The organism is Thalassospira profundimaris (assembly GCF_003326675.1).
Classification (GTDB): Bacteria; Pseudomonadota; Alphaproteobacteria; order Rhodospirillales; family Thalassospiraceae; genus Thalassospira; species Thalassospira aquimaris.
Genome location: NZ_JPWF01000009.1, coordinates 211,788 through 223,906, shown reverse-complemented (window position 1 = coordinate 223,906; position 12,119 = coordinate 211,788). Strand labels below are relative to the sequence as shown.

The following is a 12,119-nucleotide window of genomic DNA, read 5'->3' as shown; positions in this document are numbered from 1 at the left end:
CCAGCAGCATCAGTCACATCAAGCGTCGGCGCATCCGCCACACCCTCGACATCGACTTTAATTTCTTCCATCACGACGGCGGTATCATCGCCGTCGGTGGTCGATACCATTACCGTGAGGTCGATTTCGCCGCTGAAATCTGCGGCTGGGGTAATCGTCAGGCCTTCGAGTTGTTCCGGATTGAGGGTCCAGGTGCCGTCGCCATTATCGGTACCAGCAGAAAGCGTCGCACCGTCCGGCACGCCAGTGATAGTAACCGAGATGCTTTCGCTGCCATCAAGAAGTTCGGTATCGATATCAAGCGCAATTGCACTGTCCTCACGCCCCGAAGCATCGGCAACGTCAAGGGTTGCACCATCGGTCACCCCGGTCACCTCGACCGTGAAGCTGGATGATGTCGTGCTGGTACTGCCATTGGCTTCGCGACTGGTCGCCGTTACCGAAAGGCTGAACGAACCGCTATAATTTTCCGGCGGGGTAACAGTTAATCCCGCCAACTGACCGGGCGATACGGTCCAGGTTCCGTTGCCATTATTGATCCCGGCAGATAGAACCGCCCCTTCGGGCACACCTGAAATCACGACCGAGAGAGTTTCATTGCCTCCATCAAGGTCATTGAGTGCTGCCGAAACATTCAGAGAAATCGCCCCGTCTTCGGCACCAGTCACATTGCCGACACGTAGGTCCGGAGCATCGGCAACCTTGGCAACTTCCTCAATTTCTGGAATTTCGTCAACATCATCGGTGACGTCATCAGTGGGTGCTTCTTCTTCCACTGCCCCCAGTTCAAGAGCATCCTGAACGGCATCGGAAGTTTGGTCCTGATCGGGGACAAAGTCGGGCGCACGGTCGTTGCGATTATTCCCGCCAATGTCTTCGCGATCGCCGCGCAGATCATTGGTATCACTGGTCGATATCGGGATTTCAGGCAGATCCGCCGTGTTGGCATCCGATTGCAGCGAAACATCATCTGCGCCACTGCTGCCGATATTGCTGTCGGTGATATTCGCACCGGTATCAAGATTATTGCTGATCTCGTTATTTTCAGTCTGGGCAATAGTTTGTTTTTCGGTGGCCTCTTCGGCTTCTACCCGTTCCTGACGCTGGGCAGATGCATTCTGGCGGCGGAAGGCCTGTTGAGCTTCGGTCTGCGGATTGTTGATCTGGTTGCCGTAATGAACAGAACCGATTTCCTGTTCCGGCGGCGTGCCGGTTTCATTCTGGCCGCCCTGGGTTTCAACCAGCTCGTTACCTTCGCCGTCCTGTTCGTCCACGCGCATCATTTCATCGGGCACAGCTTCCTGATTGAAGCCATCACCGGTGCCATTGCCGCCTGAATTTTCGATGTCGCGAGGATCGTCCGCCATTAAAACCCGTTCTCCGTGATCGGTGAGACGGGCGTATCCCGGCTCACACGTCTATACAATAGTATAGATTCTCTGTTTGGTTCCAGAGAATTGTGCGGCCAGGCAGTAGAAATGATCACATCATTTCCAGCGGGACCAAAATTCAACCTATCTTTCCTTAAACGCCTGATCGAGCGAGACATAAACAGGTTTCAGCAGATACTGAAGCAATGTCCGCTCCCCGGTTTGAATGTCGGCCTGAACCGTCATGCCCGGAATGATCTTTTGCGCTGCTGCGCCTTCGCCAACTGTATCGGCATCCAGTGCAACCTTGCCTTTATAATACGGTTGGCCATCTTCATCAACAAAAGTAGAGGCCGAAATCGATACCAATTCGCCGGTGATCCCCCCATATCGTATAAAGTCGAATGCGCTAACTTTAACAGTCACCGGCTGTCCCAAATGGACATGGCCGATATCCTCGGTCGATATCCGCGTTTCGGCGATCAGGACATCATCAACCGGCACCAGTTCCATCACGATCTGCGCCGGGGCAATTACCCCGCCGATTGTTGTGAATTGCAGGCCCTTGATATAGCCACGCGTCGGCGCAACGATTTCCAGACGGGCAACACGATCACGCAATTTGCGCAAGGCTTCGCGAGTCTGGGCAATTTCGCCGCCAAGCCGGCCAAGCTCGGTAATTGCTTCTTCGCGCTGGCTTTTTTCAAGTTCATTCAGCCGCAAATTGGCTTCGGCGATGGTTTCACGAGCGCGCGCCTGTTCGGCGACAACACCGGAAAGATTGCCCTGCGCCTCGTTCAGTTCGCGCTGGATGTTCAGGAACAGAACCTTGGAATTGAGCCCCTGCTCATAGAGCGAGCGGCGCATGGTGACTTCCTGACTTAGAAGATCAACCGATTTGCGCAGGGTTGCTTCCTGCTCACTGAGCTGTGCCAGTTCGGCATTGCGTTCCTTGATCTGAACCTGAAGGATTTCCGACTGGTTGTTATCAAGTTCGGTCTGAATGTTATAGATTTCCTGCTGGTTGCGGGCCAGTTCAGGATATTGCGCAATCAGGCTTGCGAAATCCGGCGCACGTCCTTCGCCCAGCGCACGATAACGTTCGGCTTCGAGCTGCAAATTGCCAAGCTTGGTTTCGGTTTGCGAAAGTTCGGCCTGCGCGCCATCCGCCTTAAGACGGATCAGAACCTGTCCCTTTTCGACAAGATCCCCGTCACGCACCATGATCTGTTCGATGATCCCGCCTTCAAGATGCTGGATTTTGTTCACAGCACTGGTCGGCATCACCTGACCAAAGGTAATTGCGGTTTCCTTGATCTGGGTGGTGGCGGCCCAGGCTACCAGCGCCAGAAAACCAACTGAAAGCAACACCATCGCCGAGCGGACAAAGATCGAAATACCGCCTTCTTCAAGCAAGACCGCATGCGAAAGATACCGCGCCATGCGCCGGGACCGGCGGAACCGTTCAATCGCCGTGTTCTGCGTTACTGCATTGCTCATAGGTAGCCTCCGTCTATCACCTGTTGCTTGATCCGGGCGGGCGGTGCATCGCCGCGCAACTGGCCGGCCTCAAGCACAAGTATGCGGTCGGCCAGATCAAGGTGACTGGGCCGATGGGTAATCAAAAAGATGGTCGAACCACCGCGCAGGCGGTTGATGGTATGCTGGAACGCACGATCCGCGCGCTGATCCAGGCCGTTGGTCGGTTCGTCAAACAGAATAATCGGCGCTTCGCGAACAAAGGCACGTGCAAGTGCAAGCCGCTGCAGGAAACTTGCCGAGAAACGCGATGAATGCTGATCCCCGACACGGGTATCAAACCCGTCCGGCAAGGCTTCGACTTCCTGCAAGATACCCGCCGACATACAGGCCATGCGAAGATCATCTGCCGATGCCACCGGATTGGCCAGACGCAGGTTCTGCGCAATTGAACCCCGGAAGAATTCAATATCCTGGGGCACATAGGAAATTGCCTGGCGCAGGGTTTGGGGATCCATCTGGCGGATATCAGCACCATCAATCAGAACTGCCCCCGCCTGGGGTTGATACATCCCGGCGACCAGCTTGATCAGGGATGATTTCCCTGCCCCATTCGCCCCAACCACGGCAACAACCTGCCCCGGCTTGATATCAAAATTCACCCCGACCAGTGCAGGATCAGAATCCGATGTATAGCGGAAGCTGACACGCGAGAAGCTGATCGCCCCTTCAAATCGGCGCTGTTCAACCGAACGCGGCACAAGATCACCTTCGGGCTGCAAATTCATCAAACGGTTGATCTGGCGTACACTACCGCGCAACTGCGCAAGGCGCGGCAAACCAAGAAACGCCTGATTGATCGGACCAAGAATACGCCAGGCCAGCATCATGGATGCGACAAGTGCACCAACACTCATTTGCGCATTCATCACCCGATCCGCCCCGAACGCCAAAACCAGCGCCCCGGCGCTGATCATCAAGATCTGGGCCGATGTATTGATCACGTTATTGATCATCGACACCCGGAAACCGGCATGGGCCGTATCGGCCGAAATTTCGCGGAACCGTGACAACCAGCGCTTTTCCGACGCGGTATATTTCAGAACCGACATCTTGCCGACGGTTTCAACCAGAAACTCCTGACGGTTTGCGCCATGACGGCCCAGTTCGGCGACACGACGCGTCACCACAGGAAACGTCACAAGCCCGATCAGCAAAAAGACCCCGATCAATGCCACCGGAATGATTGCCAGCCAGCCGCCAAGATAGAACATCACCATCAGGAAGATCGGCACAAAAGGCATTTCCAGCATCACAAGCGCCATCGGCCCGGTAAAGAATTCGCGGACACTTTCGAAATCGCGGATACGCGAAATCTGCACACCAACCGGCGCGCGCTCGGTAAAGGCAGGCGGCAGGGATAATAACCGCTCGAAGATCGCACCGCTGACCAGCGTATCAAGGCGGGCGCCAAAGTGACTGACGATCTGACTGCGCAAGGCACGTAAAATCCAGCTCAGGATCAGAATAATGCCAATCCCGATTGAAAACTGGATCAGCATCGGGATTGATCGCGTTCCAATCACCCGGTCATAGATACCCATCACAAAGATCGGGGTCGCAAGCGCCATGACGTTCAACATCAAAGTCATCAGCAACAACTGATAGCCAAGCGACGAGAAACGTTCGGCAATACCGCCAAACCAGCCACGCTTGTCATCTTCGAAATAACGGGCGCGGCGATCGGCCATTGTAAACTGATAAAGCTTGCCGGTTATGCCCGATGACCGCAGGACCATTTCGCGGTCGGTCCCGCCATCAAAGACACGAATGCCTTTGTCTTCCGGACGGATCACAATCAAAGCCGTACCGTGATCGGGCACAAACAGACAAGGCATCATGCGATCATCGATCTGATCAAAGGTCGTATCGATTTCGCGAGACTGATAATTCAGATGCGCCATCACGTTCCGGAAATCGGTCAGATCAAGGGCCTTATCCATATGTGGCAAGGCCTCGGCCACCTGACGCGGAAGCCCACGCCAGCCAAGTGCCTGAAGCAGCGGCCACAAACATGCATCAAAATCCGACTGGGCTTCGGTGCTGGCCAAGCCCATCCGATACCCAAGTGCATAATTCATGTTTTCAAGGTGCTGCATCATTCCGCCCCCGTTTCAACAGGTACGCTGAAGGCGGACGCGGCACGGGTAACACGCGTATTGCTGCGCTTTAACACCGGGACAAGATGATGATCGACAATCCGGTATTGCTTGTTGGCCAGCGCAATCAGGGACGGACGATGCGATACCATGACAAGGGTGCAGTGTTTTTTCAGTTCCAGCATCAGACTGGCCATGATGTTGTCCCCCGCCATATCAAGCGAGCTGTTGGCTTCGTCAAACAGGACAATCCGGGGATAGTCGATCAGGGCACGTGCAACAGCAATACGTTGCTTAACCCCGCGCGGCAACGTTTCGGACGCCTGCCCACCCACTTCGGTGTCATAACCCTCGGGCATGCGCATGACGATATCATCAAGCCCCAGACGACGGGAAATCTCGACCACCCGTTCGATCCCGATTTCCTTGCGAAAACCGGTAATATTTTCAAGGATTGATCCCTTGAACATCACACCATGTTGCGGCAGATAGGCGATCTGTCGACGGGTGGATTCTGCGCTGTAATCCCGAGGATTTTTCCCATCAAGCAAGATTTGCCCGTGATCAGGGCGCAACGCCCCCATCAGCAACCAAAGCAGCGTGGTTTTGCCCGTACCGTTATCCCCGGTGATCGCAACGGACTCACCGGGTTCAATCACCAGATCAAGACGATCAAAAATCTTTTTGCCATCGGCATGGGAAAAACCAAGATCGCGCAACTCGATCTTGCCATCCAGCAATGGCATATCTGCCGCGCCCGGTTTGTCCTCGGGCTGAATTTCAAACAATTCATTCACGCGTTGACGGGCCACGCGGATGTTCTGGAACTGTGTCCACAGGCTCATGGCGCGCTGCAATGGCTGGATCGAACGGCCCGACAACATGGTGCAGGCCGCAAGCCCACCCACGGTCAGGTTCCCCTGGATCACCAGCACACTGCCAACCGCCGCCACCAGGATCATGGTCAGCATCGAAAAGGTTGCACTGGCATTGACCGCCGCATGGGCAGAACGCGCGGCAATCTGGTCATCGCCGGAACATTGTTCCTGAAGCTGCTCATGACGCCGCACCATCAGGTTTTCCATCGCCATTGATTTGATGGTGTGGATACCGGTCAGGGTTTCGATGATGAAATTGTAACGGCGTTCATCGGACTGGCTGCGTTTGTCCAGTGCCTTGCGCAACTGCCCGCCCAGGACCATTGCCGTGACTAAAAAGGCGACAAGGATGCCAACCGGCACCACGACCAGAACACCGCCAATAATCCCAATCAGCGCCAAGAACAGTACGATAAACGGCAGATCGACAATCGCACCGATTGCCTGCCCGGAATAGAAATCACGAAGCAGGTTCAGACTGTTAAGACGCTGCAGATGCAGCCCCGGCGCGGTTTTGTCATAATCGATCAAACTTGCCGACAGCAAATGCCCAACGGCCTTTTGCGAACTTTCATGTTCGAATTTGGCCGCAGAAAGCGACGACACATAGGCGCGCCCAAGACGCAAAACCGCTTCGATCAACAATGCGCAAAGAACGCCAAGGATCAAAAGCGTCAAGGTCGGGATGGAGCTGTGCGGCAATACCCGGTCATAGACCTGAAGAAGGGTAATAGGCAACGCAAGCGACAGCAGGTTGATCACAAGTGCTGCAATCAACAGGGCAAAGCGGCCTGTGCGCAAATGCGACAATGTCCCGATATTCAAGCCCGGCCGACGTGTCATTAAACGGAGATGCTCCAGATTATACAGAAAACACCATCCCAAAGGAGGTGTATTATACCATCAGATAGGATCAATAACGGATCATTAATCCCGGCGCAAGAAATTCGTGCGCTATTTACAACCTGATGATTGTTGTTTTCTGCCATCCTGGCTTTTGGTCTTGCTGATCAGGAAATATCAGAAGGACCTTAACAAACCCTATCCCAGTTCCCCGTCGCCACGCAAACGGTCAAGTGCTCTGCGCTCGGCCTTGGTCGGACGTCCGGCACCGGCATCGCGTTCGGCAACCGGTGCCGTTCGGATATCGGATGCAACTTCCTTTTTCGGAATCCTCGGCGGTGAATGGTCAACATAAAGGGCCTGGGCTTCCGGTGCCGGGCCGCGACGCTCACCCAGGGCGACAACTTCGACAACGCGCAGATGCGACCCCAGAAAGAACTGAAGCCGATCACCGGCCACAACCGTCACACTGGCCTTGGAAACCGACTGACCATTCAGAACAATATGCCCGGACTGGCAGGCCTTGCTGGCAAGCGATCTGGTCTTATAGAACCGCGCATGCCACAGCCATTTATCAATCCTGAGCTTTTCCGATTGTTCCTTCACCAGAGTCCGATCCTGTAATGAATTGATTTATATACAGATGGAACGCAGAACGGCGACCCGCAAGGATCGCCGTTCATTTGCAGATATTCGAAACAATCAGCCCTTGGCTGCAAGCATTTCCTTAAGCTTGGCAAACGGCGAATCTTCGTTGATCTGGTTGTTCTTTTCAGGTGCATTGCCGCGACCGCCCGGCTTGCCGCCACGGCCACCCTTGCCACCATTGTTCGGCCGGTTACCGCCCTTGCCTTTGGGGCCACCTTTGCCACGGGCTTCCTGACGCGGACCGCCCGGCTTGCCACGACCAGCACCACCGCGCTTGCGACGATCAACACGGACGAAGAATTTGACTTCGACCAGTTCATCACCATCGGCATCGGTTTCGGTTGCTTCGCCTTCGGCCTGTGCGGCAACAGCTTCGGCTTCGACAGCCGGCGCTTCTGCTGCGGCATCGGTGCTTTCGGCAACCGATGCTTCCTCGGACGCGACTGCTGCATCAGCAGCCTCACCCTTGGCGGGTTCTTCAACCTTTTTCTCGGCTTCCTTGGCAAGAAGTTCGGACTTCTTGACCTTGGTTACCTCGGCACGCCAGCCAAGTGCGGTAAACACGCCTTCGGCCTGCTCGACCGTGCAGCCAAGAAGCGACAGCAGATCGGGATCAGGACGCACCTTGCCATCGTTTTCACGGGCCTTCTGACGCAGAAGGGCTGCAAAACGTTCAAGCATATCCACACGTGCGGCAAGCGGACCAACCGGCATGTAACCGGCCGCAAGGTAGAAGCCCTTGGAATTTGCACGATCATTCGGAACCGACGTACGGCCTGCCGGCGGCAATTCCGGAAGCGCATCAAGTTCGCGGGCAACCGCCCACAGAATGCCGCGCAGCTCAACCGGATCGGGTTTCAGCGCATCAAGCACGTGGACAGTTTCAACACCAAGACGCACACCAAGTTTGGCAAGTGCCTTGCGATCTTCGTCAGACAGGTCTTTGACCAGGCTTTCAAGTTCCGAACGCGGAACACAGCCCAGACCTTCGTTCAACTGGAACAGAAGACCGCGAATCGGACCGGACAACTGACAATCGCGCAGGCGGGTCAGCATCTTGAGGCGCGCTTCGATATGGGCGTTGACGAAATTCTGAAGGCGGGTACGAACGCGTTCACGCGTCGGTCCGTCAAAGAACTCGCTGTCGATCACCTGAACTTCAGGGGACAACACCGTGTCACCTTTTTTCAGCACGCCAACCTGCGCACCGTTCCAAAGGACATCAAGCTGCCCGTTCACCGCGAATTTATCGTCTTCGTCGGTTTCAAGTTGTTTGACGCGCTGGGCGATTTCGCCGGTCAACGCACGACGTGCGGCACTGGCAATTGCCTTGCCTTCGAAAGCAGCATCGGTTTCATCAGGGATGAAACGGAATCCATCAAGACGGCCGACAAATTCACCTTCGACCTGTACTTCACCATTCGCAGTGATGGTAGACATGAGTTCAGACTTGTCCTTGAGACTTTTCAATAAAACCGAGGTCCGTCTGTCAACGAACCTTTGGGTCAGGCGTTCATGTAGCACATCTGAGAGCTTATCCTCAATGACCCGCGTACGTTCCTGCCAATGATTAGCATCATCTAGCCAATGATGCTTGTGCGATACATATGTCCAGACGCGAATACCCGCCAAACGTGATGACAACTGGTCGATATCACCATCATAACGATCCAGACGCAAGACTTGTTCGCCTAACCAGTCGACGGGCAGTTTGCTTCCGGGTTTCGCAAGATAGCGATAGATAGATGTTAGCAGCCTTGGATGGGCATCGGTATGGATATTTCTGAAGTCGGGAATCTGGCAGATTTCCCACAATAACTGCACCCGATCCGGGGCTGATGCGATCCGTGCGACATCTTCGTTATGTGACAGATGGTCAAGCATGATTTCATCAACCGGCTCGCGCGCCAGCATAAGCGTCGGATCATCAGATCGACGACGCAAGGATTTCTGCAACGCATCCACCGACCGGAAGTCCAGCCGCGCATTGCGCCAGAATACTTTGGCAAGCGGTTCGAACTCGTGTGCTTCGATCTGTTCGATGATATCGGGATCAATCCCCGACAGGTTGCCTGTAACCCCGAATGTCCCGTCATTCATGTGACGACCGGCACGACCGGCGATCTGCGCGGTTTCAGCCGCCGTCAAACCACGATTGAACTTGCCGTCAAACTTGGTCATCGCGGCAAAGGCCACATGGTTAAGATCAAGGTTAAGCCCCATGCCGATGGCATCGGTCGCAATCAGATGTTCGACCTCGCCATTCTGGAACATTTCGACCTGGGCATTACGGGTGCGCGGGCTTAGCGCGCCAAGAACCACCGCAGCCCCGCCTTTTTGACGGCGCACCAGTTCGGCCACCGCATAGACTTCCTGCGCGGAAAACGTCACCACCGCCGACTGGGCCGGAAGACGCTGGATTTTCTTTGATCCGTTATAGGTCAGGGTCGAAAACCGTTCGCGCCGGTCAAATTCAACATTATCGACCAGCTTGCAGATCACCGGACGGATGGTTTCCGCCCCCATGAACATGGTTTCGGACCGTCCGCGCGCATGCAGCAGCCGGTCAGTAAAGACATGACCACGTTCCGGGTCCGCACACATCTGGATTTCGTCAATCGCCAGAAAATCAACCTGTTTGGCAACAGGCATGGCTTCGACCGTACACAGGAAATAGCGCGCCGTTTTCGGAAGAATACGTTCTTCGCCGGTGATCAGTGCCACCGCCCCCTTGCCGACCTTGGCAACCGCACGGTCATAGTTTTCACGTGCGAGCAAACGCAACGGGAACCCGATCATTCCGGTCGTATGTGCCAACATCCGTTCCATCGCCAGATGGGTCTTGCCGGTGTTGGTGGGCCCCAATATGGCAAGGATACGGGGACCGGTTCGGGTTGAAATCTGCATCAAACTTTTCCAATCGACAGCCCAATGATCCGGGCCATCGCAATCTGTGGGCCTTTCAACACGCGAACCGGCGGAATGTCAAGCATTCTGCCATATCGAAGCACGCCTCGAGTTCACAAACATCATCCTCATCCGTCATTACAGACAAGATGCTGTCACAATAGCAGGCATTCCAATGACCGATAATGACGATACGCAATCCGGGGATGGTTATGTCGGAGCCTGGCCCTCGGCTGAACCGAAGATCATTTCACGCATGCCTCCCGGGGATTGGGAGCCGACCAAAACAGTTGAGGAGATTGACCCGGAGAACCCCGACATACCGCCGGAACTGCCGGAACCCTCACCTGAATGGGAGTTTGAATGGCAAAGAACCCTCAAGCCTCCATCACAGCAGCACAAACCCGGCCTTCCAAACATTGGTTTGGGTCCATTTGATAAACCCTTGGAACATTGGCGTCTCTATCGTCGCCCATTCCAATAATGCTCATCCGGAGGCCGCTAAGTGATTATTTTTTCGAAAAGCAGTGAAAAGATACAACCTGTACTCCCGGCGCCTGAAACGGCTGCATGGTTTAACAAGTGGCGTTTTGGCATTGATATTGAAGACGATCGAAATTTTGGCTTCAAAGATGAAAACGTATTCACTTGCCCGACATGTAAACGCGTTGTTCCAACCGCCTTTGCCCAAGCCGATCACATTTTCCCTCAGAAGGCACTCAACATCGTTTTGGGGGATGTGACCTATGCCGGATTCAAAAAGTTCTCTGATCTGGCATTTGATGCAAATCTCAACACCGAGATTTACGATCAACAAGCAAAAAAGAAGCGGATGCTGAATTTCACATCGCTTCGCCTGCCGATCTATTCTTCAGTTACAGTTCTCGACTGCAACAACTGGAACGGCGGCTATGCAGAGATAAAAGCCATTGCCAAGGACTCCAATATCGTCAAAAACGCCCTTACCCTCGACATCAAAGACATACGGTATCAGGACGAAGATGACGATGCTGTCGATGCCTATGGAAACGGCAACTACTTATACTATCTTGAACTTGCAAAATATGATGCCACGAACCTTGTTTTCCTTTGCTCCCTCTGTAATGAAGCAAAATCAGAACGGTTATTCCCTGCTCACAAGAACTTTGTAAAAACCATTAATCAGCAACGCATCATCGGACGTATACCGAGGTACAAATTTCTGGATGACAATATAGGTCCCACCTATTGCGAACAACGTGACATGACGTAGTGCGTACAGCGCACCCTCAATTGCTCAATTGGGTGTTTTTGCCAGGTTCCTATTCGTGTTCCAGCTCCAGCAAGCGCGCTCCGGGTCCATCACCGGAAAGTTCATCGGCCGGGTTACGAAGTGGACAGTCGGAAATCGACAGACATCCACAACCAATACATTGCCCCAGTTGATCACGGAGCCGCGTCAGTTGCTCGATGCGTTCATTAAGATCATCACGCCAGCGCGATGACAGTTTTTCCCAATCCCCGGCGGTCGGAATTGTGTTGGGCGGCAGCTTGTCAAACGCATCACCGATCTCGGACAGGGGAATGCCGGTTTTCTGTGCGACCTTGATGATGGCAAGTTTGCGCAACACTCCGCGATGGAATCGGCGTTGATTGCCATCCGTACGGATCGAACTGATCAGTCCCTTGCGTTCATAAAAATGAACGGCCGAAACGGTAATTCCACTGCGGCTGGCGACTTCGCCGACACTCAGATAACGCTGCAAGACGCCGCATCCGGCCATTTCCCACTCCCTGATCGACCCATCCAAAGGCGATGAAATTCATCCTTGACCTTAACATTGGTTAAGGTTTTA

9 protein-coding genes are annotated in these 12,119 nt (G+C 54.2%); 2 read left to right on the top strand and 7 right to left on the bottom strand.

Features of this window, described 5'->3' with window-relative positions:
• The 6 genes from TH19_RS14810 to TH19_RS14785 all read right to left on the bottom strand — a co-directional run.
• On the bottom strand, positions 1-1,367 hold a 1,367-nt coding region (locus tag TH19_RS14810), incomplete at its 3' end, for an Ig-like domain-containing protein (RefSeq protein ID WP_147250775.1).
• 147 nt (positions 1,368-1,514) lie between these two features.
• Positions 1,515-2,870, bottom strand: coding sequence for an HlyD family type I secretion periplasmic adaptor subunit (locus tag TH19_RS14805; RefSeq protein ID WP_114103118.1), 1,356 nt, complete (start codon positions 2,868-2,870; stop codon positions 1,515-1,517).
• The gene (locus tag TH19_RS14800) at positions 2,867-5,011 is read right to left on the bottom strand and encodes a peptidase domain-containing ABC transporter (protein WP_114103117.1); all 2,145 of its coding nucleotides are present in this window, start codon (positions 5,009-5,011) and stop codon (positions 2,867-2,869) included. The genes TH19_RS14805 and TH19_RS14800 overlap by 4 nt, the downstream gene beginning before the upstream one ends.
• Positions 5,008-6,729 (bottom strand): peptidase domain-containing ABC transporter, encoded by a 1,722-nt coding sequence (locus TH19_RS14795; RefSeq protein ID WP_114103116.1) that lies wholly within the window; start codon positions 6,727-6,729, stop codon positions 5,008-5,010. The genes TH19_RS14800 and TH19_RS14795 overlap by 4 nt, the downstream gene beginning before the upstream one ends.
• A gap of 198 nt (positions 6,730-6,927) precedes the next feature.
• Positions 6,928-7,335 carry an RNA-binding S4 domain-containing protein gene (locus TH19_RS14790; RefSeq protein ID WP_114103115.1) on the bottom strand — a complete coding sequence of 136 codons (408 nt, stop codon included), beginning with the start codon at positions 7,333-7,335 and terminating at the stop codon, positions 6,928-6,930.
• 96 nt (positions 7,336-7,431) lie between these two features.
• On the bottom strand, positions 7,432-10,284 hold the full coding sequence (locus tag TH19_RS14785) for a helicase-related protein (protein ID WP_114103114.1): 2,853 nt from the start codon (positions 10,282-10,284) through the stop codon (positions 7,432-7,434).
• A gap of 175 nt (positions 10,285-10,459) precedes the next feature.
• On the opposite strand from TH19_RS14785, the gene TH19_RS14780 reads away from it, so the two are divergent.
• Complete coding sequence (locus TH19_RS14780; protein WP_181846433.1) at positions 10,460-10,768, top strand: hypothetical protein; 309 nt, start codon at positions 10,460-10,462, stop codon at positions 10,766-10,768.
• A gap of 21 nt (positions 10,769-10,789) precedes the next feature.
• Positions 10,790-11,536 carry a hypothetical protein gene (locus TH19_RS14775; protein WP_114103113.1) on the top strand — a complete coding sequence of 249 codons (747 nt, stop codon included), beginning with the start codon at positions 10,790-10,792 and terminating at the stop codon, positions 11,534-11,536.
• A 49-nt stretch (positions 11,537-11,585) separates the two neighbouring features.
• On the opposite strand, the gene soxR is transcribed toward TH19_RS14775, so the two are convergent.
• Positions 11,586-12,047, bottom strand: a complete 462-nt coding sequence (gene soxR, locus TH19_RS14770; protein ID WP_114103112.1) for a redox-sensitive transcriptional activator SoxR — start codon at positions 12,045-12,047, stop codon at positions 11,586-11,588.
• Positions 12,048-12,119: the final 72 nt, after the last annotated feature.

What these genes read in the sequence shown, in the direction of transcription:
- TH19_RS14805 (WP_114103118.1), bottom strand. Translation starts at nt 2,870, where the DNA reads ATGAGCAATGCAGTAACGCAGAACACGGCGATTGAACGGTTCCGCCGG.
- TH19_RS14800 (WP_114103117.1), bottom strand. Translation starts at nt 5,011, where the DNA reads ATGATGCAGCACCTTGAAAACATGAATTATGCACTTGGGTATCGGATG.
- TH19_RS14795 (WP_114103116.1), bottom strand. Translation starts at nt 6,729, where the DNA reads ATGACACGTCGGCCGGGCTTGAATATCGGGACATTGTCGCATTTGCGC.
- TH19_RS14785 (WP_114103114.1), bottom strand. Translation starts at nt 10,284, where the DNA reads ATGCAGATTTCAACCCGAACCGGTCCCCGTATCCTTGCCATATTGGGG.
- TH19_RS14780 (WP_181846433.1), top strand. Translation starts at nt 10,460, where the DNA reads ATGACCGATAATGACGATACGCAATCCGGGGATGGTTATGTCGGAGCC.
- soxR (WP_114103112.1), bottom strand. Translation starts at nt 12,047, where the DNA reads ATGGCCGGATGCGGCGTCTTGCAGCGTTATCTGAGTGTCGGCGAAGTC.